Here is a 22,342-nt window from a genome sequence, read left to right on the forward strand (position 1 = left end):
ATTGATCAGCCACCCATTGAGGTGGCTTTTACATATATAAGTTTAATCAAAATTATTCATTCATATTGAATACTTCAGTGATCTCGCAATCACGCACAAACTGTTCATCGTGTGAAACTAAAATCACAGCGCCTTTATAAGACCGAATTGCACTTGCCAACGAAGCTTTAGACTCAATATCTAGATGATTTTCTGGCTCATCCAATAATAAAAGTTCGGGTTGAGGAGAGACTTGGCTGAGACCTAATAACGCCACTTTCAGCTTTTCACCACCACTTAACTGAGGCAAAGGATAAGTACCTTTATCACCATGAATTCTGATTTGGCCCAACAGATTACGCCATTCAACCTCCGGAATATCAGGATTTATCTGCCTTAAATTTTCAATTGCACTTAGTGTCTCATTTAGAAAACTAAAATTTTGATCCAGATAAAAACAGCTTCGTGCCAGAAAAATTTGATCGAGAGGTTGCTGCTTTTGTAGGGCGACCAGTTTCAGCAAAGTGGATTTACCACTTCCGTTTCGGCCTACAATATGGATTTTTTCAGCTGCACTTAAAGCAAGATTCACAGGCTGTGGAGTACCAAAAGGAAGCTTTAAATCTTTAACCCGCAGAATTTCACCAGACTGTGGTTTAAGGTCTGGAAATTGAAATAGCTGAGGTTTTATCTTTTCAAGTTGCTGCTTTTGAACTTTTAACTCAGATTGTTCATTCGAAATTTGCCGTTGGTGCTGTGCCTGAACTTTACCTATACTTTGACCAGCTTGTTCCTTTTTAAAGTCTAAAAGCACTTTGGCTTGGGAATTCGAATCACGTAATTTGTTTCCGGCACGTTCCCGCTTTTGTGCTTTCATTAAAATGTCATGCTGCTTGTGCTTCATCTATTTAATATCACGCTGACTCTGCTGAATTGACTGTTCGAGTGAAGCGACATTTTTCTGATATTGCTCAAAAAACTCCGCATAGTTTCCAGTAGTGTGCTGTAATCCATGCTCATTTAAATAATAAATATGATCAACCTGATCTAGTAAAGTCCGGTCATGACTAATGATCAACGCACCAGCAGGATGTAAGTTTAAATACTCTATTAACTATGTCCGTGCTTCACGATCCAGATGGTTGCTTGGCTCATCCAGCAATAAATAATGTTCAGGCTTTAAAAATAAAGTACACAAAGCAAGTTTGGTCTTTTGGCCCTCACTCAAATATTGCACGGGAAAGTCCAGATCGGTGGGCAATTGCGCTGAACTCAACAGTTGCTGCCATTCATGCGGCAAGTGCCAGTGGTCTTCAAGTAGCTCATAATCCTCAAAACTGGCTGTGCCATGTTCAACATTTTTAAAAGCACGATGTAATTGACTTACTTCGAGTGCTTCAGTAATTGTGGCTGCCTTTAACCGATGCAATTGTGGTAGATAGGCATGATGCATTTGCCAGGAAACTTGACCTGAGCAATGTGGAGTAGAATACTGAGTCTGATGCAAAAGCTGCATGAGCAAAGACTTACCTTGTCCATTACGGCCTATTAAAGCGCTGACCTGAGCTTTAGGAAGGGTAAAATTTAAATTCTAAAATATGACTTTGGACGGGAATTCTAAAGTCAGACTGGATATTACACATACCTGTTGAGTCATAAATAACCTCATAAATACAGGATGCACAAAATAAACAAGAGATTTTTTCTAGAAAAGATCAAGCCAGACGATCTATTTTGCACATCAATCTAAAAATAATCGTTGATGAGAAAAATAGACTTACTTCATTGGCGTGACTCATTTATAAGAGAAGGGGAGTTCGGACCTTATTTTAATATAAATAAGCTTGCTTAAAAATAGATCAAATTAGGATTGTTTATCCACTGTATTGATGCTGATTTAAGTGAATTTCAGGATTTTAAGAATATGAGATGATTGACTTGAAGTGGAACGAGTAAGTTTCATTTACACTATGCGGATAAAGTCTTCTCTATTTTGCTTTTAAAGGATTTTTTTATGTCTGAACTTAAGCTCTACATTACTTTATTGGGCGGCAAGCATGAAAAAGCCAATGTAGAAGTACATGATGTAGTTCCGGTCATTAGTTCAGATATTAAGACAGCTTTTCCATATCTGAAGGAACAATGGTTTGGTGTGCAAAAAGGACTGCATGTCGATGGTTGGATGACGATCAATGGTGTCAACTATCAGGATCTGAATTATCAGGTTCAGGTGACGGACATACCTGTAAAACAGGATTTAAAACTATTCCTGATCAATCTGGGTGCTTATGTGCCAGATCAGTTTGGTGAAATCCATAAATATCTGGTAGTTGCTGCAAAAAATAAGACTGAGGCTAAAGCACAAGGCAAGCTGGCCATTGAAAAAACTTGGTTTAAACCTCATACCGATGCCGTGATTGATGTGGATGATTGCTTAGAACTGAACAAGATTGACCAGAAATTTGTGCATCTAGTAGAGGGAGACTTTGAAGCCAATAGTTTTAAGAACGATTATGTGGTTATTCCTTAATTAAGATAAGGCTACATAAAGTAGCCTTAGTTTGTTGATTTATTTGTAATGACCTGAGACTTTCACATAATTCTGTGCTGAATAAGGCAAGAAAGCTATTTCCTTCTCAGTCAGTGGACGCACTTTTTTGACTGGACTGCCTACATACAAGTATCCACTTTCTAATACCTTATTCGGTGGTACCAGTGAACCTGCTCCAATCATCACATCATCTTCAACAACTACATCATCCAGAATAATTGTACCGATACCCACTAAAACACGATTACCAATGGTACAGCCATGTAATTTTACATGATGACCAATCGTGACATCTTCACCAATAATCAATGGTGAACCTTCAGGTTTATCCGCCTTTTTATGACTCACATGCAACATGGAATGATCCTGTACATTCGAGTTCTTACCAATACGAATATGATTCACATCACCACGAATTACGGCAAAAGGCCACACAGATACATTTTCGCCTAAAACAACATCGCCTACGACCACCGCCATCGGATCGATATAACAGGAGTCAGCGACTTGCGGGCGAGTATCCAAATAAGGGCGAATGTTTTGGCTCATGTCAGTATCATCCTGAAAGTTTATAAGTATTATAAAATAAAAAAGCACACATTCGATGAATGTGTGCTTTCGCTTTAGTAAGATCTAATATTGATAATAAATATTAGAACAGGTTACTAAAGAATTGTTTGATATGATCCAGCATACGGGCAAAGAAACCAGCTTCTTCAACTGCTTTCAGCGCAACAAGTGGTTTTTCAGCAATCACTTTGCCGTTTAAAGTCGCCACATATTTACCTACGACTTGACCTGGTTGTAAAGGCGCAGTCAGTTTAGGCTGAACGACCAATTGAGTTTTAATGGCATTGGCCTGACCTTTAGGCATAGTCACGTTAAAGTTTTCTGCAAGACCGATCTGAACTTCATTTTCCTTACCAAACCAGACTTTAGACTTGGCTAGAACCTGTTTAGCGGGCTGAACATTTTTAGTTTCAAAGTTCGCATAACCCCAAGCCAGAAGTTCACGTGTTTGTGACGCACGTTCATTCATGGTTGGTGCACCAAAAATCACTGAAATCAGACGAGTCGGGCCACGTTTTGAAGAAGTCGTTAAGCAGTAACCGGCTTCATCAGTATGACCAGTTTTCAAACCATCTACACTTGGATCAGTATAGAGCAGGGCATTACGGTTACCTTGCTTAATCCCGTTAAAAGTAAATTCTTTTTCAGAGTAAATTGGATAGTATTTTGAACTGTCTTTGATGATGTGCTGAGCCAAAGTTGCCATATCTTTCGCTGTCGAATAATGGCCTTCAGCTGGCATACCAGTCGAGTTGATGAAGCTGGTATTAGTCATGCCGATCCGTTTCGCTTCCTGGTTCATCATATGTGCAAAGGTACCCTCGTTCCCTGCAATATGTTCAGCCATCGCTTTAGACGCATCATTACCAGACTGGATAATAATCCCACGCAACATTTCTAGTGCAGTCGCCGTACCGTTTAAAGGTACATACATACATGATTCTGCACTGCTACCACGGCACCATGCAGATTCATTCATGCGAACCTGTTCATCTTCAGTCAGCTCACCACTTAATAACTTCTGCTCGATGATGTAACTGGTCATCATCTTGGTCATTGAAGCAGGGGCTAATTTTTCATTTTCATTTTTTGATGCGAGAATTTGCCCTGTCTCGTAGTCCATTAGCACATAAGATTTATTATTCAATTCTGGTGGTGCAGATAAGACAGTTGCTGCAAAGCTAAAACTAGGAATTAATAATAATGCAGCAAGGGCAGTTTTTTGGGTCATTTCTAGTGGGTTCCAATATCTTGATGTAAGCACGAAGAGCCTAGCATTTTAGGACAAAGCTAGGCTGACTTCTATGGGAAACCCGGGGTTATTTCAAAAGTATTGTAAGCAATCACTCAAAAAGTGGATTATTTACTGTAGCTCACCAACTCATTGCAAATGGCCTGATTCTTTTTCTTGCCAGCCTTTTTGGCGTCGCTCTGTGCTTCGGCCAGAATGTTACGGAAATCTGACTGTTTTACCATCTGGTTCAGGCGCTCAACCGGATTTTTTTGGCCGGGCAAATATTCAGTCACCAGCTGGTTATAACCCTGATTGAATTTTGCTTTATCTTTGACCATGCTTGGGCAAATTTCAGAAAGGACATAAATTGCAGCTAATTCTTGCTTGGTGATTTCTTGGCTCGGGGTGACTTCAATATTTTCATTTGCTGCATAAACCGAGCTTCCCCAAAGTGTCATACCAGCAACAACAGATAAACTTAAACTTTTAATTAATGTATGTTTCATCAAAAAACTCAAAAATTACATGTAGAACAATAATTTGTTAGCTTAAAGATATTTTCAAAATTGAAAAGAGGGGAAATGTAGTGAAGCTGTAGAATTATGAAGAAATGTGTAAGAGAAAAAAGACGATGCTGGCATCGTCTCATTTCAGTGAGAAAGACCTTATTCCTGATAAGCTAAAACGTCTTCACACGCTGTTTTTTGTTCGTCTTTTGCAGTCTGTTTTGCACCTTGACGTGCTTCTTCAAGCACAGTCTTGTATTCACTGTCTGCCTGAAGTTTTTGATAGGTCATCGATTTGTCTGAGTATTCTTTTAGATAAGATTGAATCAGCTGCTGAATCGTTGTATCGAATTTTGCATTCTGACCAATAATGCTCGGGCATACTTCAATCATTACCTGTGCAGATGCGACATCTTCTTTCACGATCATGTCATTTTCTTCAGCTGTCAAATCATTGGCAATAACTGCAGGAGAAACAAAAGTTGCCAAACTTAAAGCCAAAGTACCCCAAAGAGAGAATTTTTTCATCATCTTAAGCCATATGTATTAATGGATATCGTGCTACAAATATATATAATTCCTGAACTAATACAATGAAATGTCCTAGCGAGTCATTTTTTAGCTCAACGAGATTTTGCAGTGAATATATTAATTTCAAATGATGATGGTGTTTTTGCACCGGGTATACAGGCATTGGCGCAGGCCTTGAGACCTTTAGGACGCGTTGTGGTGGTAGCTCCGGAAAGTGAACGTAGCGGATTTTCCAGTGCACTCACTTTAGACCGACCATTAAGACCAATCCAGATTTCTCCCGATGTATGGGCAGTGAATGGTACGCCAGCAGATTGTGTTTATCTGGCCATGAATGGTTTATTTGATGTTGAATTCGATCTGGTGGTCAGCGGCATTAACAGTGGTGCCAATCTGGGAGATGATGTGCTGTACTCAGGGACGGTGGGTGCCGCATTTGAAGGCCGTCTGGCCAAACAACCTGCATTGGCAGTTTCTCTATGTGGGCAAAACGTTCGATCTTATACCTTGCCAGAAGATTATCGCATTGCAGCGCAATGGGTACATGATTTTATCGCGGCAGGTTTGCCGACTTTGCCTGAACGTCATATTTTTAATGTGAATATTCCTGATATGGCTGAGCTGAAAGGAACTAAAGTGACCTTTCAGGGACGCCGTAGCCAGTCCAAGCCGATTACCAGTCATGTAGATCCACGTGGTCGCCAGGTTTACTGGATTGGGCTATCGGGTGAAGCAGTCGCAATGCCAAAACATAAAGGAACTGAAATCGAGTCAGACTTTTTTGCAATTGCCAATGGCTATGTAAGCGTGACGCCAATTCAGATGGATGCCACAAACTATGACACACTTCACACTTTGCAAGCCCAGATTCTAAATAAAATCTAATGAATGTTATAAGTTTGTGAAAAATGAAAGCTTACAAGTATATTGTAGTAAAACTTTGCTAATCTTACTGGGTTTTTGCAACCGTATAGATGTTAGAGAGGAAGATAATGTCCTTGGTGTCACCGAAATACTTCATTCATGCTTCACCATCCAGCTTCATCAAAACTCTGGTTTTGTCCACTGTGGTTGTTTCCACAATGATTATTACTGGTTGTGCCACTAAACCTCAGGTCAATAATATGACCCGCTATGCCGCAGCGCCTGACTTCTATACGGTACGCTCTGGGGATACTTTGAGTGGCATTGCTGCACGTTATGGTCTGAGCTATATCAGTGTGGCAGAGATGAATGATATTGCTCCGCCGTATCGTATTTATGTGGGTCAGTCGATTCGCCTGAAAAATAACACTACCGCTCGCCGTACTACAGCGACTCAACCTGTTACCCAAGCTTCACCGATTCAGCGTCAAACGATTGCGATTCCAGCGCCAACCACTCCCGCTCCAACAACTGTTAAGACTACGCCAAAACCTGCCACCACTACTTCCGCACCGATTACCCCAGTATCGACAGCAGCAGGATTACGTTGGGTCAAGCCATCAAATGGTCCGGTATTACAAAACTATGATCTGGCCGCAAATATCAAAGGTACCCGTTATGGCGGTAATGTCGGAGATCCGGTCTTTGCTGCAGCAGATGGGCAGGTGGTATACGCAGCAGATGGCCTGAAGGAATATGGTAATCTGGTACTAGTTAAACATATTAATGGCTATATCACCGCTTATGCGCATAACAGCAAATTAAGCGTGAAAAGTGGCCAAAATGTAACGGCTGGTCAAAAAATTGCCGAGATGGGGGCGACTGGTACAACCCGCACTATGCTTGAGTTTCAGGTTCGCTTGGACGGAAAACCGATTAATCCAACAACAGTTTTACCAAATAATTAAATAAATAATGCAAAACGTAAATTTCACCGTATAATACAATGAGTTGCTTTTATCAAAAGATGAAGCATCTCATAAGTTTAGAGGGGAATTTATGTTAGATCAACTTCGAGCAATGGGTGTCTTTGCTTGTGTTGTGGAAAAGAACTCGTTTAGCGGTGCTGCACGTGAGTTAGGGATTACAACCAGCGCCGTGAGTCAACAAATTCGCTCTTTGGAACAGGATATGGAAGTTGTACTTCTAAATCGTTCTACGAGAAAATTAAGTCTGACCGAAGCGGGACAAGCTTTTTTTCACAGCTGCCAGGAAATGTTGTCTGCTGCTGAGCGTGGAAAGGTTCGCATTAACGAGTTACGTGACGATCTTGTTGGTGAACTTCGTATTGTATCCTTACCGGAAGTGTGTGCGAATCATGTGATTCCTGCACTTTCTCACTGGATGTCCGCACACCGTGGCCTGACAGTCCACCTGGAAACAAACAATCATGAGGTTGATTTGTTGGAAGGGCGTATTGATATTGCCCTGCGATTTGACCAGAACGATGATGACCACAACCTTCAGGTTGTGCCATTAATGCAGATTGAACAGATTCTTGTTGCTGCGCCAAGCTATATTAACCAGACCGCAATTATCTCGCGTCCTGAAGACCTGAAACACCATGATGTTTTGCCTTTAACGCATATTAAAAATCATCAGAATTTCAGTTTTCAGCATGTGCATAGCACAGAAAAGGTTGAATTTGAACTAAGCTCACGCTTTAGTACCAATAACAGCTTGGTTGCAAAAGCCATGTGCCTGCAAGGCAACGGGGTTGCCAAGATTTTATATCTTGATGTTAAAAAAGATTTATTAAATGGTTCACTGATTGAAGTCTTGCCTGAATGGAAACTTCCGCCAGTCACCCTTTATGCAGTTATGCCTAATCGAGAACAGCAACCGACTAAAGTCCTGCGCTGTCTGGATGCATTGAAACAATATTTTAGCCAGATCTCTGGTGGACGTTTGTTGCAAGTCGCATCATAAATTCCCTATAAACAAAAAAGCCGCTTTAAAGCGGCTTTTTTGTTTTTCAAGATTGTCCCGTCCTGAAATAAGTTTACACCTTAAGAGACTTATTTTATGGAACATGCACGAGAACAACGAGTTAAGCGCACACAACGTGATTATAGCTTCGCCTTTAAAATGATGGTGGTACATGAAGTAGAAAAAGGGCAAATTACTTATAAACAAGCTCAGGCAAAATATGGTATTCAAGGAAGATCAACTGTGCTGGTATGGTTACGCAAGCACGGACAACAGGATTGGACTTCGAATATGCCGACTTCTTCTAAACGCCAATTAACCCCCCAACAACGAATCCGCCAATTAGAAAAACAGTTAGCCGCAGAAAAGCTCAAAACTGAATTTATACAGGATGTGATTTATCACATTGATAAAGAGTGTGGGACTGATCTTGGAAAAAAGTATACCGAGCACGTTTCAAAGATTGGCAAAGCCAAAGAAGACTAAGCGTTTCACGTTATTGTCAGTGGTTAGGAATCACTCGACAAGCTTATTATCAAGCAGAAAAACGTGCTCAAATGACTGCACAAGTAACAGAACAAATACTCGAGTTGGTTATGGAGTATCGCTGTCTCATGCCAAGTATCGGAACACGTAAGCTGTATTGGCTTATTAAAGGCAAATTGTTGCAGCGTGGTTTAAAGTGTGGACGGGATCAGTTATTTAAAATATTGAAAGAAAATAATTTATTGATTCGCCCCAAGCGTCGTTATACAAAAACTACGGATAGCAAGCATTGGATGAAGAAGCATCCAAATTTATTAAAGGATTATTCAGCGGTGCAAGCCAATGAAGTCTTTGTCAGTGATATTACCTATGTTGAGAGTGCTGAAGGCGTACATTATTTATCCTTAGTGACAGATGCTTATACCCGCCAGATTAAAGGTTATAAGTTATCGAATGATATGCGTGCAGAGAATGTTGTGCAGGCACTACATATGGCGATGCAGCATGTGACAGATCGGGCAGCCAGGATGATTCACCATTCAGACAGAGGCTCTCAGTATTGCTCTGAACTATATCAATCGGCATTACGCCATTATGGGGTATGTCCTTCTATGACAGATGGAGGAGACTGTTACCAGAATGCATTAGCAGAGCGGATTAATGGAATATTAAAGCAGGAGTTTTTAACTACACGATGTCAAACCATGAAAGAGTTAGATCACTTAATTGCGGAATCTATCATGATTTATAATTGTTATAGACCACATTTAAGTTTAAATATGAACACCCCGAATCAGACGTATGAGCAAACTAAAACCGAGCTAATTGCTTAACTCGGTTTGAAGTGGAATACTGTCAATCTATTTCAGGACAAGACAGATAGACTTAAGCAAGGTAGGCCTTGATCATTTTCACTAAACGCTCGATCAGTTGATCGGCCTGTTCCTGTGTAATATTCAGGGTAGGCAACAGACGAACGACATTACCTGCAGTCACGTTGATAATGGTTTTGTATTCATCGCGTGCAATATCCACAAGCTCACCACAGTCTTTAGGCAACTCAATCCCAATCATCAGACCGAATCCGCGTACAGTCACTTGATGATCTGCAAGCTGGTTACGTAACTGCTCAACAATATATGCACCTTTTTCAGCGGCATTGGCTACGATATTTTCTTTTTGCATAATATCGATGATGGTATAAACCACGCGTGAACCCAATGCAGTACCGCTATAAGTCGAACCGTGATTCCCCGCAGTTAAAACACCGACACCACGACCTTGAGTCATCACGGCACCAATTGGGAAACCATTGCCCAGACCTTTAGCAGTCGTCAATACGTCGGGCACAATATTGGTGTGCTGATAAGCAAAATATTTACCGGTACGGCCATTACCTGTTTGTACTTCATCCAGCATCATCAACCAGTTGTGCTGATTACAGATCTGACGGATTTCTTCCAGGTAACTAAAGCCTTGCGGTGCTGTATTGACACCACCTTCACCTTGGATTGGTTCAACCAGAATAGCCACGATAGCCGGATGGTTAATTGCAGCTTCTTCAATGGCTTCAATATCACCAAAAGGTACACGAATAAAGCCTTCAACCAATGGACCAAAGCCTTGTTGAACTTTTTTGTTACCGGTTGCAGACAGGGTTGCCAGCGTACGGCCATGAAAAGATTTGTCAGCTACAATAATTTTTGGTGACGCAATACCTTGCATATGACCGAATTTACGCGCAATTTTGATGGCGCCTTCGTTCGATTCTGCACCACTGTTGGAGAAGAAAACTTCTTCCATGCCAGCGACTTCAGCCAGTTTCTGTGCAGCAGCAGTTTGCCAAGGCACTTCAAAAAGGTTGCTGGTATGAATCAGGGTTGCAGCCTGTTCCGCAATTGCTTCAGCAATCACTGGATGAGCATGACCCAAACCGCAAACGGCGATCCCAGTTAAGGCATCTAAATACTCTGTACCATCTTCGGTATAAAGATATGCACCTCGTCCTCGGACAAAGCTGATCGGTTGACGACCAAAGACTGGCATCAAATGTGAAGGTTGATCAGTTTGTACCGGAGCGAGGGTAATATTGTTCATGACTAACTCTTTACTGTTAGGTGGAAAGAAAAACTTATATAAGCAAAAACTTGGTCAGATTTAAAGGGTAATTGTAAATAAAAATGGATTTATTACTTTAGACGTACTGTTTTTCTCTGTTTTGGGTATAATGCGAGACAGATTAGTTGAGGATTTATCAATGACTGAACAAGCACGCGATACCGAAGCGTTAATTCGTGACCAAATTGCCAAGCACGCAGTACTTCTTTATATGAAAGGCACACCACAATTTCCACAATGTGGTTTTTCTGCACGTGCGGTAGAAGCACTCAGTCAAATTGGTCGTCCATTTGCTTATGTTAATATTCTGGAAAACCCAGATATTCGTGCAACTCTGCCACAAATTGCGAACTGGCCGACATTCCCACAACTTTGGATCAATGGTGAATTGATCGGTGGTAGTGACATCATCCTAGAAATGTTCCAAAAAGGTGAATTACAGCCTTTAGTAGAGCAATACAGTCCAGCACCTGAAGCTTAATCCTTGGATTAAACTGATAGATATGAAAAAGCGCTTCCGAAAGAAGCGCTTTTTTTATGGGTGAATAGTGAGGAGGGGGCAGAATTAATCTTCTGCCTGATCCTCAGATTTTTCCAGTTCTTTTGATTCAGCAACCAAGGCCTCAGCTAAGGTATCTGGATCGGTCAGAACTTCCTTTATAGGCGCCTTATCTTTTTTCTTTTTCTTCTTTTTTTTCTTTTTCTTAGGTTCTTCCTCAAACTCGGCACCATCTTCAATGGCTTGCCAGTATTCGAGTTGTTCCATCACAGCAGCAAAGATCGAGTTTTTGCTATAACGGCCTTTCTTGTCCATAGTCCCGACCGGACGTGCCATCAGAATTTCCAAAGCCTGCGCGATATTATCAATGGCATGAATATGGAACTGACCTTCTTCGACTGCAGCAATAACATCTTTACGTAACATCAGATGCTGCATGTTTTGTCGTGGGATAATCACACCCTGCTTACCTGTCAGGCCTTGCAGCTTACAGGCATCGAAGAAACCTTCAATTTTTGCATTAACTCCACCAATCGGTTGCACCTGACCAAGCTGGTTCATGGAACCGGTAATCGCCCAGGACTGGTCAATCGGTAACTGACTAATCGCAGAAATAAGCGCTGAAAGTTCAGCGACTGTCGCGCTGTCACCATCCACCTGACCATAACTCTGTTCGAAAGCCAAAGCGGCAGAGAAGTGCAGGGTCTGTTCGCGGCCAAAATGTGCTTTTAGAAAAGAGGCCATCAATAACACGCCTTTGGCATGTAAAGAACCGCCAAGTTCTACGCTACGTTCGATATCCAGAATATCACCGCCACCCTGATATACAGAAGCAGTTAAGCGTGAAGGTAGACCAAATTCAACATCTGCATAATGAATCACAGACAGCGCATTGATTTGGCCTAGACGATGACCGCGAGTTTCAATCAGTTGAGTGCCACGGGTCAGATCTTGCCAGAATAGCTCACGTAAATAGCCTAAGCGATATTTACGATGATCCAGTGCGGTATTGATATGCTTTTCTGACACCATCTTATCACCCGCTTCGAATGCATGATGATGCGCTTCACGAATCAGGTCGCCCAGCGTTAATGCATGTAGTGACAGGGAACTCTGATCTTCAGCCTGACGGCTTGAGTCGGTCAGCAGGGCAGATAATGCAGAACGGTCAAATGGTAATAATTTATCTGATTGCACATAGTCAGCAATGAGCTGCATATAGGCTTGCTCATTTTCATCATTACGTTGCAAGGTATCGGTAAAATCAGCACGGATTTTAAAGATACTGCCTAGTTCTGGTTCAAGTTCCAGAATTTCATAATAAATTTCTGGCTCTGCCAGCAGCACCACTTTGATATTCAGCGGAATAGAAGCTGGTTCAATGGAAATGCTACCGGTGAGAGTCAACATATGCTCTAAAGATGAAAGCTTGAGATGCCCAGATTTCAAGGCACGTTTCAAACCTTGCCATGCATAAGGTTGTTCCAGTAACTGTTCAGCTTCAAGCATCAGGAAACCGCCATTGGCATTATGCAAGGAGCCGGGACGGATCAGCGTGAAATCTGTAGTAATGGTGCCATTTTGGGTCAGCTGTTCTACATGACCCAATAGATTGTAATGCGTCGGGAAATCTTCAAAAATAACGGGTGCACCGCTATTTGGCTTATGGGTGACGATCACATTGGCCTGGAAGCGCGCTGGTACGCGGCTGAACTGGGCAGGGGTAAAATCGTCTTCTTCCTGTTCCAGTACAATTTCAACATTATTAATAATGTCTTCAGCATATTGTTTCAGATATTGTTCTAGACCTTCGACATGCTTGAATTTAGTCAGCATCTGCTCAACGCGTGGCATGACCACCTGTTTAGCGATATCACGGTTCAATACTTGAACACGGTCACGCGCATCATCTTCCAAATCGCCCAAATGAAGGCCCAGGCGTTCCAGTTTCTTGTCCATGTAACGCATGTTTGACGCGATTTCAGCACGATCTTTATTGCTTAAAGCATTCAAATCTTCCTGAGACATTTCCTGTACTTTGTCATCTTTCAGATGAATCGGTACAAAACAATGTTCATCATTGCGAGAAATCAATTTCAGATCGAGTTCTTCACCTTCACGGGTCAATTCGATCAGTGCGAGTTGCTGTTCATCACCCGTTTCCTGACGAATCATTTCAATCCGGTTGTGATAGCTTTCTGTAGTAAAACGGCGCTCAAGCTGTTTTAGAATGGATTGCCAGCTTTGATGCAGCATCGTCTGAAACTTGGGTCCCTGACCAGCTGGAAATTCCAGTGCGATAGGCTGACGAGGATTCTGAAAATTATTGACATAGACCCAGTCATTTGGCGTTTGCATGGTTTTGGCATGTTGCTGCAACAAACGCTTCACCATAGTGCGTTTGCCGAGTCCTGCTGTACCCACCGCAAAGATGTTATAGCCTGAATATGGCAGGGCAATACCAGCTTCAACCGAAGCACGGGCACGGTCCTGGCCTAGAAAATTATTTAAAGGCTTGATTCGCTTGGTCGATGCCGGGATTTTATCCGGATCGGCAATACGCGTCAGTTGTGCCGGTTTCAGGCATGTCTTTTCAAGGGTTGGTGTAATTTCGCTTTGTTCAAAGGCTGAGATAAGTAGGTCGGAGCTGATGTTTTGTTGAGATATAGTTGTATTACTTGAAATTGAAGAATGAATTTGATCGAGTCTCTGAGTCACTGTTGAAAGTCCAAAACGAAATATGACGTGGATAAGGTTTAAGGTATACAGATTTACTTGAAAAATTCAAGCCAACATGTCAGTTTTGCCACAAAATAAAAAATCGGGTATGCGAGAAATATATAAATTTTGTTGAAAGATACGTTATTAAAGGATTGAATAGCAGCAATTGGTTTTCGTGGAAAATAACAAAGCAATGATAACACAAACGACGGGTTGGAAATCCGCATTTACAGCATTTCTGGATCGACGTGCCCTGATCATGCTGTTTCTCGGATTTTCAGCCGGTGTCCCGATTCTTTTGATCTTTTCCAGTTTGTCTTTATGGCTCGGTGAAGCCGGAATCAGTAAAAGTGCGGTGACTTTTTTTAGCTGGGCTGCACTAGGCTATTCATTTAAGTTTGTCTGGGCGCCATTGATTGATGAATTACCTGTCCCATTTCTGACCAAAGCTTTGGGTCGCCGGCGCGCCTGGCTATTGATTGCTCAGATCCTGATTGTAACTGCGATTTCAATTATGGCTTTTTCAGATCCAGCATTGGGGCAGGCACATTTACAGCAGATGGCACTAGGTGCAGTCCTGCTGGGATTCTCGGCTGCAACGCAGGATATTGTCATTGATGCCTATCGTATTGAGCTGGCCGAAACTCAGATGCAGACCGTACTGGCATCGACCTATAATGCGGGTTACCGGATCGGGATGATTGTGGCTGGCGCTGGAGCTCTGTTTCTGGCGGCATATTTAGGCACGGCCAAAGGCAATTATATCTATGATGCCTGGAAATGGACTTATCTGGCGATGGCAGCGGTTATGCTGGTTGGGATTATTACTACACTGGTCATCCGTGAGCCTCAGGTGGATCGGATACGTAAAGATTACCAGCGCAGTGATTATTTCCGCTTGGTTGGCGTGTTTTTCGTGGCTGTTATAAGTTTTGTGCTGAGTTATGTCTATTCCGGTGACTTGGTATCTAGCATCACTGAACAGTGGGCAATTCAGGATACTTTTGCCTTGTTCTGTTTTGAGGCTTTACGCTTTATCGGTTCAGGTGCTGTTGCTTTCGGTGTGGGTACGATTCTGGTCAAAATGGGTGCTGTGAATAAGCAGATGGCATTCGAAACCTGGGTCAATCCCGTAGCAGATTTCTTTGATCGCTATGGCTTAAAGCTGGCTTTGGTGTTGTTATTGTTGATCGGTTTCTATCGGGTCTCCGATATTATTGCCGGTGTGATTTCCAATGTGTTTTATCAGGATCTAAATTTTAGCAAGGAGCAAATTGCTGAAGCTGTAAAAGTGTATGGGGTAATTTTCTCCTTGCTTGGCGGTTTTTTAGGTGGCTTGCTGGCCCAGAAAATGAACATCATGAAACTGATGTTTGTAGGCGCGATTCTGGCCTGTTCAACCAATCTGATTTTTATTGGCTTAGTGAAGTCTGGTGAAAAGCTGGGGCAGGTCGAAGTTCAGGTAGGTCAGCAAACCTTTCGGGCAGATACAGATGAAGTCGGTTACTGGAAACTGAATGTACCCAATACTGCTTTTAAAGAGGCCGAACAGATTCAGGTTCGTGCACATTATCTGAATCATCCGGCAGATGCAGTACAAGTCAACCTGCCTTATCTGCAACAGAATGATTCGAAAGCAGCACAATTACAGCTTCTGCCTGTTACCACAGATAACCTGATCAGTGCCAATGAACAGGAAAATAGCATCGTGGTTCGCGGTCAGTATCTAGGGCCGGATTTAACTGCAGAGCAAAAAATTGTATTAGAGCTGAATGGCGATAAATTCGAAGCCAAGCTGGATGAAGGACGTGTCTTTAGTGCTGCTATTCCTGCCGAAAAACTGATTGCTGCACCTGTGAAGCAAATCAATGCAAGCTTAATGCAGCAAGAGCATCCGATAGTTGCCCAGCAGCATTCATATGCTGTGGACTTGTCGCAGACCCAAGCCAATCCGATGGATATCGATGTTCAGCCAATTACAATTGGAACTGGTGAGAATGTCGAAATTCAGGGTAAAGTGATTAAACCTTATAGTTCATGGTGGCTGTATTTTGCAATTATTATCGATAATCTGGCTGCAGGTCTCGCAGGTGCAGCCTTTATTGCTTTCCTGTCCAGTCTGACCAGTGTGTCCTTTACCGCTGTTCAGTATGCTATTTTTAGCTCACTCATGACTTTAACCCCTAAGATTTTAGGTGGATATTCAGGTACTATAGTGACCAATATCGGTTATCCGAATTTCTTCCTGATGACCACTTTAATCGGGATTCCAATCCTGATTCTGGTGGTTTGGGTGGCAAAATTGCTCGGTGAACACCAACAACAATCTGTAAATAAGGATGATTAATATGCGCATGCTGCATACCATGTTACGTGTAGGCAATCTAGAACAATCACTCAAGTTCTATACTGAGGTTCTGGGTATGACTTTACTTCGTAAGCGAGATTATGAAGAAGGTCGTTTTACCTTGGCTTTTGTAGGTTATGGCGATGAAGAAAATCACACTGTGCTTGAACTGACCCATAACTGGGATACAGAAAGCTATGACCTGGGCAATGGCTACGGTCATATTGCGATTGCGGTAGATGATGCTTATAAAGCCTGTGAAGAAATCAAGGCACGTGGTGGCAATGTTGTTCGTGAAGCTGGCCCAATGAAAGGCGGTGTCACTGTGATTGCATTTGTGGAAGATCCAGACGGTTATAAAATCGAATTGATCCAGCAAGACAATAACGCACGTAATAACTAAGTGTTATAGAGCGAGATATGTGAAATGTATTCATGTATGGATGAAAATATTCCATCAATCTGAATGCATAATATGGACCCGGCATCTGTTAAGATAGCCGGGTATTTTTTATCGAATAATAAAATTTTGAGGGAAGGAAATCAGATGCTTAAACTGCTGGCATTGGACCGCTTCACGATCTTGCTCTTTGTTATGGTGTTACTGGCCAGTGTATTGCCAGTGTCAGGGCAGGCAGCTGAACTCTTTAGCTGGATCACGACAGCAGCCATTGCCATCCTGTTTTTCCTGCATGGTGCCAAGCTTTCGCGTGAAGCTGTAATTGAAGGCTTGATGCACTGGAAATTACACACTTTGGTCTTTGCCTTGACCTTTGCACTCTTTCCAATTTTAGGCTTGCTGGCAAAGCCAATCCTATTGCCAATGCTGGGGCAAGAATTATATTGGGGATTCCTGTTTATGTGCTTCTTGCCATCAACCGTACAGTCTTCCATCGCCTTTACCTCAGTGGCTCAAGGGAATATTGCCGGTGCAATCTGTAGTGCTTCATTTTCCAATATTATCGGGATGTTCATTACACCGATGCTGGTCGCATTCTTTATCCTTGGGAAATCTCAGCATGGCTTTGATCCGACAGCATCGATTCTACAGATTACGCTGCTGTTATTAGTGCCTTTTATTTTAGGTCAGTTACTACGTCCATGGATTTTCCCAAAAATGCAGAAGATGCCCAAGATCGTTAAAGTATTCGATCAGGGCTCAATTCTGATGGTGGTTTATGGGGCATTTAGCAGTGCGGTGGTGGCTGGGCTTTGGCGTGAAGTCAGCTTAAGTACTTTGCTCTTGCTGCTGCTGGCATGTTCGGTTTTATTGACCATTGTGATGCTGTTGTCGCTATTTATTCCACGCTGGTTGGGCTTTAATCGTGCTGACCAGAAAACGGTGTTCTTCTGTGGTTCCAAAAAAACGCTTGCCAGTGGTGTACCGATGGCACAGATTCTGTTTATTGGTCAGCCACTTGGCATGATTGTTTTACCAATTATGATTTTCCATCAAATCCAGCTCATGGCCTGTGGTGTGATTGCGAATCTCTGGGCCAAACAGGCCGTACATACAGAAGAATAATTCGCTTATTGGATTTGTTTGCCGTATAATATCGCCCAACTTGTTGTGCTTAGCTCTGACGGTATCCGTCTCGGTGGGCCAAAAGAATGGTCTGTTGTGGTGTTGATCTGCCTGAATCCTGATTCTGGCCCTTCCTCAGTATTTGAGAGTGATCAATTGCGATGACAGCAAAACCTTCTTTCATCTTAATGGAGTAATCGACGATGCGCGCCGATATTCACCCAAAATACGAAAAACTAGTTGCTACTTGTTCATGTGGTAACGTAATCGAAACTCGTTCAGCTGTTGGTAAAGAAACTCTTTACCTAGACGTATGCTCAGCTTGCCACCCATTCTACACTGGTAAGCAAAAGAACGTTGACACTGGCGGCCGTATCGACAAGTTCAAACAACGTTTTGCTGGTATGTCACGTTCTGTTAAACGTTAATACCCAAAATGAAAAAACGGGCTTTATGCCCGTTTTTTTTGTGCCTGCAATTTAGAAAATCATTTCACGTTTCTAGATTGAAAGGCGAGTACAAGACCTTAGTGGTCTTGTACATCAATCAGATGATCCAGTTTTTTCTGGAAATAATCACCCTGAATAAAGCGTGCATCGACGTTCCAGGCATTCGCAAATAAGGTCATGTCATTCAGTTCACGGATCATGATATTCACTGGTTTGATTTCATTGTATGTGGTGATTTTTTCCTGTAACTGTTCAATTTCAGCATCATTGTTCAGCATCTTGGTCAGTTTGCTATCCAGGCTCAGACCATTGATATCGAACTCACGTAGTAGGGTTTCACTATACATTGAGTGACCAAAGTTACGAATCGCAATCCGCGCGCCATGTTCACGTAAAGTACGTAGATATTTCTGCGCATCCTGCTGGTTCATCAGGATATCTTCTTCTGAGAACTGTAAAGTTAAAGGATGTTCGACTTTACTGCGAATAATTGTAATTAGTTTGGAAATAAACTCAGGAAAAGTACGGTCTTTAAATAGCACCGCACGGTTCAGGTTCACGATTAAACGAGCATCCGGATACTGGGTAATGAAGTTGTGCAACTGCTTGCTTGATTCAACCAGAATCCAGCGATCGAGTTTAATAGATAATTCATCATCTTCATTGAGTTCCATCAAGGAAGAAATGTCCTGCCATTTATTTTCAAAGATAAAGCCACTAGTCACCTCATACATATAGAGGTTGGTATCTTCTTTATCATACAGCTGTTGATATTTCAGATGAATTTCACCACGTTCCAGACATTCACGCAGTGCTTTTAATACTGGCGATGTAGTCAGTGGTACAGCAGCACTGACTGCTGGACTGACCGGTATGGACTCAGGCGCTGGAATAACAGGTTCTGAAACCGTGAAGTCAATGCTTGGCATTGAAATCGATTCCTGAGTCGTTGCAGGAATATCCAGAACAAACTCAGAAGTTTTTTGTGCTTGTGGTAAAGGAGTGGAGAAAGCCCGACCGATTAATTCATTACAATGGCTTTCATCACGCAGTTCACCGTCAAGCAGGGTATAACCGATGCGCAGATTGAGCGGATAAGTTTGCTGATTCACTGTAATGAGCTGTGGTTTGGTCAATGAACCTAGTCCAACCAGTTTGGATTCCAGAATGTCTTGCGCATCTGCCTGAATGATCCCCACCAGAACATCATGTTCCAGTTTGAAGAGCGGAATACGAACCTGCTCTTTCAGGAATTTCTTAATTTCATGGAAGTAACCTATGTAGGTCGCCCAGTCACCATTCAGGACTTGCGGCTCATACGCAGCAAAGGAGAAAGTGATCAATGCATTGGCTTTGGCCGGTTCACGATTGAGTTCACGCTTAAGTGACTGTAAGGTATTTGGCTTGTTTGCAACTTTTTCAGAAGAGGCACTTGCCTGAGTAGTCGCTGTATCAATCGTAATTTGTAGTGCATCTTCTTCAGCACTAGATGCCAGAAATTCCAGTTTTAATGGATTGGCAGCAGCCACATTTGGATTCGACGAAGTAATATCAAAACGGCCTAAATCAAACTGGCCCTGAGAAATCTTTTTAAAGCGGGTTTTAAAATCATTCAAATCTTGCGGCTGTAACAGGTCTAAAAGCGGCAGACCGATAATATCATCCTCGCTTTTAAGGCCAAACAGTTTGAGATAATCGGCATTAGCCTGAATATGGATGCCTTCCTGAATGGTTGCGACCGCACGGTTACTGTCTTCTACCAATGATTGTGCCTGGCTTTGTGCAGTTTCCAGTTCTTCCATTAAATGGCGCTGTGCTTGCATCGTACGGCTAAAGGAAAGGGCACGTACCAGATTAAGGAAGAAGCGGTCTGGATAATCCAGATTCAGAATGTCAAAAATACCTTTACGGATATACTGGGCATATTGTTCAGCATGATAATCTTCTGGTTTTAACAAAAGAATAGGAAGGTCAGGTTGCTGCGAAAGTTGAACCAGACTTAAGGCCTGTTCATATTTCAGATCATACGCACGACCAAAAATAATCAGGTCCCAGTTAAAGTTTAACTGTTTTTCAAAAGATTGCAGATCATCAAGCAGAACGGCATCGACCTGATATTCATTGCTGGTTAAGAGATCACGGATTTGGTTATATCTAATTTGATTATCATCAATGATCAGTAAACGTGTTTCAGTACGTTTTAACTTTTTAGACAATAATGGATTTCTCACTTCAATGCTTCCCATAAATCGTGATTTCTAGTTTCATTCAATTGCTTATGTATAAAGTTTTCGATGATATCTTCTTCTTGATCATTTAATAATTCATAGTCAAAACGGATAAAACTTTGTGTAATGAGCTGCGCCTTGGTTAGGTAGATTCTGAGTTCTTTTTGGCCAAGACGTAAATGAATGGTCTGTTTTTCCCTAAACATTTGTGAGCCAGAGACAATAATACTGGTTGAGACCCGATCAAGCTGGGTCATCTGTACCAGAATGGCTGGCTGATAATTGACACTGTGTTTGTCGGTACGGGCATAGACTGCGCAAGGGAACAGTTCCTGTGCCAGAATTTCCAGACCAATTTCCAGACTTTTATCAGCAGACTGTTTGATCCAGCGAATGACACCACCACGCCACTGGCTTTGAGATTTTTCCTGAACCAGAATAAATTCGCCAGTTTTCAGATTGGCAGGTGTGATACCTGACCATTTAATCCGGTAACCATTAACACTGATATCGAGAACTTCAGCGGTATGAATCTGTTTGGCTTCGCGATCGAGCGCCTTGATACTGCTGAATCCGCTTGGAACGGTATTATGCATTGAGCTGATAAAACTGCTTTCGCTCTGGAAACCATAATTACCTTCCAGTTCCAGCGTTTCATTAAAGTTTTTACCCTTAGACAGATAAAAATGCGCCACCGTTAAGCCAAAGCAGATATTGATCTGTGCAGAATATTCATAACGCTCATAACGGCGTTCGACATTATTCGAAAGCAGGTTATAGATATGAAAATGCAGGGCAGGCGTCAGGAACAGCTTTTCATTACGTGACAGATACTGGGCATTTTTGCTTTGAGTACCGGTCAGGTGTTCCATCAGGTTTTGTGTCGAAATATAGAAGCTCGGCTGGAAATGCTGACCCTGATGAGAATTTAATAAAGGTGGATGATCTTTGCTGGCATCAACCACATAACGTGATAGCGTGGTTTCTTTCGGTAGAATCTGAACCAGTTTCGCCCAGTCTGCACTACATAAATATAAGCCCTGAATTTCAGCAGGACGAATCTGATGAGTATTAAAAATATCTAGTAAGATCAGTCGTGCATAGGCTTGGGTAATATTCTGGATTTCGTGCTGGGTGCCAAGAACCTGATTAATGTTGGTCTGATAGAAATTATTGTCCATCGCACATTCCAGCAACTGATGTGCCGCCAACCACTGACCGGCGCCAGGTGTGCTATACAGCATATGCTGTTGATAGAGCAGCAGGCTTAACTGTTGCAGACCATAGTAAATGGACACCATCCGGGCACTTTGCAGACTTTTCTTTTTGCCCAAGGAAAATAGTGAAAACTTTTGATGATTCAGCTGATGATTACAGCGTTTGGCAATATCTATATAGATTTTGGCAAAATAGCTGCGTAACAGCATGGCCAGTTCAATAATCTGGTCATTGCGATCCGTCGTGATCAGACCCTGATTGACGAAATGTTTCTCAAGACTGGCCAGAACATTTTCAAGGGTAGGGTGCAATACCTGAATCAGGTCAAAACGCAAGGTTTCCGCACATTTCAGTTCGGAAATTTCCAGTAAAGCACTGAACAGAGACTTGGATGAATTCCCCAATTGCAGGATTGAAATTCCTGCGACCCATTCCTGCAATGCTTTGGCATTTGTGGGACAAAAACTTAGCTGTTCTATGGTGAGTTCAGCCGTTGTCTGAAAAATGTCTGCAGTATGCTTACTCAT

Annotated in this window: 18 protein-coding genes and 1 pseudogene; 10 read left to right on the top strand and 9 right to left on the bottom strand. The window is 42.2% G+C overall.

Going from position 1 to position 22,342, the window contains the following annotated elements:
• Positions 1-52 precede the first annotated feature (52 nt).
• Positions 53-1,636 (bottom strand): annotated as a pseudogene (locus FOC32_RS10135) (ATP-binding cassette domain-containing protein).
• Positions 1,637-1,993: 357 nt separating this feature from the next.
• Here FOC32_RS10135 and FOC32_RS10140 point away from each other — a divergent pair.
• Positions 1,994-2,509 (top strand): DUF1543 domain-containing protein, encoded by a 516-nt coding sequence (locus FOC32_RS10140; protein WP_104426312.1) that lies wholly within the window; start codon positions 1,994-1,996, stop codon positions 2,507-2,509.
• Between the two features lie 39 nt (positions 2,510-2,548).
• Here the strand turns inward: FOC32_RS10140 and FOC32_RS10145 are convergent, their stop codons facing one another.
• The 4 genes from FOC32_RS10145 to FOC32_RS10160 form a co-directional block, all read right to left on the bottom strand.
• On the bottom strand, positions 2,549-3,079 hold the full coding sequence (locus FOC32_RS10145) for a gamma carbonic anhydrase family protein (RefSeq protein WP_034170031.1): 531 nt from the start codon (positions 3,077-3,079) through the stop codon (positions 2,549-2,551).
• Positions 3,080-3,182: 103 nt separating this feature from the next.
• Positions 3,183-4,331, bottom strand: coding sequence for a D-alanyl-D-alanine carboxypeptidase PBP5/6 (gene dacC / locus FOC32_RS10150; RefSeq protein WP_004782636.1), 1,149 nt, complete (start codon positions 4,329-4,331; stop codon positions 3,183-3,185).
• A 128-nt stretch (positions 4,332-4,459) separates the two neighbouring features.
• Positions 4,460-4,840, bottom strand: coding sequence for an MCR_0457 family protein (locus FOC32_RS10155; protein ID WP_004782633.1), 381 nt, complete (start codon positions 4,838-4,840; stop codon positions 4,460-4,462).
• Positions 4,841-4,999: 159 nt separating this feature from the next.
• The gene (locus FOC32_RS10160) at positions 5,000-5,371 is read right to left on the bottom strand and encodes an MCR_0457 family protein (RefSeq protein ID WP_175967284.1); all 372 of its coding nucleotides are present in this window, start codon (positions 5,369-5,371) and stop codon (positions 5,000-5,002) included.
• A gap of 108 nt (positions 5,372-5,479) precedes the next feature.
• Here FOC32_RS10160 and surE point away from each other — a divergent pair, with 108 nt between their 5' ends.
• The 4 genes from surE to FOC32_RS10180 all read left to right on the top strand — a co-directional run bounded on the left by surE (position 5,480) and on the right by FOC32_RS10180 (position 9,543).
• The gene (gene surE, locus FOC32_RS10165; RefSeq protein ID WP_005234998.1) at positions 5,480-6,256 is read left to right on the top strand and encodes a 5'/3'-nucleotidase SurE; all 777 of its coding nucleotides are present in this window, start codon (positions 5,480-5,482) and stop codon (positions 6,254-6,256) included.
• A gap of 107 nt (positions 6,257-6,363) precedes the next feature.
• On the top strand, positions 6,364-7,203 hold the full coding sequence (locus FOC32_RS10170; RefSeq protein WP_104426308.1) for a peptidoglycan DD-metalloendopeptidase family protein: 840 nt from the start codon (positions 6,364-6,366) through the stop codon (positions 7,201-7,203).
• Between the two features lie 91 nt (positions 7,204-7,294).
• Positions 7,295-8,224, top strand: coding sequence for a LysR family transcriptional regulator (locus FOC32_RS10175; RefSeq protein WP_104426307.1), 930 nt, complete (start codon positions 7,295-7,297; stop codon positions 8,222-8,224).
• A gap of 96 nt (positions 8,225-8,320) precedes the next feature.
• Positions 8,321-9,543 (top strand): IS3 family transposase gene (locus FOC32_RS10180; RefSeq protein WP_104425744.1). Its coding sequence is split into 2 segments (ribosomal slippage): positions 8,321-8,657 and positions 8,657-9,543, totalling 1,224 coding nucleotides; the frame shifts between segments, so codons are not numbered across the junction.
• Positions 9,544-9,595: 52 nt separating this feature from the next.
• Here the strand turns inward: FOC32_RS10180 and FOC32_RS10185 are convergent.
• Positions 9,596-10,807 (bottom strand): aspartate aminotransferase family protein, encoded by a 1,212-nt coding sequence (locus FOC32_RS10185; RefSeq protein WP_175967285.1) that lies wholly within the window; start codon positions 10,805-10,807, stop codon positions 9,596-9,598.
• Between the two features lie 160 nt (positions 10,808-10,967).
• On the opposite strand from FOC32_RS10185, the gene grxD reads away from it, so the two are divergent.
• Positions 10,968-11,309: a Grx4 family monothiol glutaredoxin gene (gene grxD / locus FOC32_RS10190; protein ID WP_004782624.1), complete on the top strand. Its 342-nt coding sequence runs from the start codon at positions 10,968-10,970 to the stop codon at positions 11,307-11,309.
• A gap of 84 nt (positions 11,310-11,393) precedes the next feature.
• Here grxD and FOC32_RS10195 read toward each other — a convergent pair whose 3' ends face one another.
• Positions 11,394-14,045, bottom strand: a complete 2,652-nt coding sequence (locus tag FOC32_RS10195) for a Lon protease family protein (RefSeq protein ID WP_175967287.1) — start codon at positions 14,043-14,045, stop codon at positions 11,394-11,396.
• 178 nt (positions 14,046-14,223) lie between these two features.
• Between FOC32_RS10195 and FOC32_RS10200 the strand changes: the two genes are divergently transcribed.
• The 4 genes from FOC32_RS10200 to rpmE all read left to right on the top strand — a co-directional run bounded on the left by FOC32_RS10200 (position 14,224) and on the right by rpmE (position 18,348).
• Positions 14,224-16,395: an AmpG family muropeptide MFS transporter gene (locus FOC32_RS10200; protein ID WP_416378055.1), complete on the top strand. Its 2,172-nt coding sequence runs from the start codon at positions 14,224-14,226 to the stop codon at positions 16,393-16,395.
• A gap of 1 nt (position 16,396) precedes the next feature.
• Positions 16,397-16,798, top strand: a complete 402-nt coding sequence (gene gloA, locus FOC32_RS10205) for a lactoylglutathione lyase (RefSeq protein ID WP_004782618.1) — start codon at positions 16,397-16,399, stop codon at positions 16,796-16,798.
• Positions 16,799-16,942: 144 nt separating this feature from the next.
• Complete coding sequence (locus FOC32_RS10210) at positions 16,943-17,920, top strand: bile acid:sodium symporter family protein (RefSeq protein WP_175967290.1); 978 nt, start codon at positions 16,943-16,945, stop codon at positions 17,918-17,920.
• A gap of 203 nt (positions 17,921-18,123) precedes the next feature.
• Complete coding sequence (rpmE, locus tag FOC32_RS10215) at positions 18,124-18,348, top strand: 50S ribosomal protein L31 (RefSeq protein ID WP_004782616.1); 225 nt, start codon at positions 18,124-18,126, stop codon at positions 18,346-18,348.
• A gap of 98 nt (positions 18,349-18,446) precedes the next feature.
• Here the strand turns inward: rpmE and FOC32_RS10220 are convergent, their stop codons facing one another.
• Both FOC32_RS10220 and FOC32_RS10225 read right to left on the bottom strand, forming a co-directional pair.
• Positions 18,447-20,615, bottom strand: a complete 2,169-nt coding sequence (locus FOC32_RS10220) for an EAL domain-containing protein (protein ID WP_175967291.1) — start codon at positions 20,613-20,615, stop codon at positions 18,447-18,449.
• On the bottom strand, positions 20,597-22,342 hold the full coding sequence (locus FOC32_RS10225; protein ID WP_175967292.1) for a GTPase: 1,746 nt from the start codon (positions 22,340-22,342) through the stop codon (positions 20,597-20,599). The genes FOC32_RS10220 and FOC32_RS10225 overlap by 19 nt, the downstream gene beginning before the upstream one ends.

Origin of the sequence: Acinetobacter sp. FDAARGOS_724, assembly GCF_013364475.1 — a bacterium.
GTDB lineage: Bacteria > Pseudomonadota > Gammaproteobacteria > Pseudomonadales > Moraxellaceae > Acinetobacter > Acinetobacter variabilis.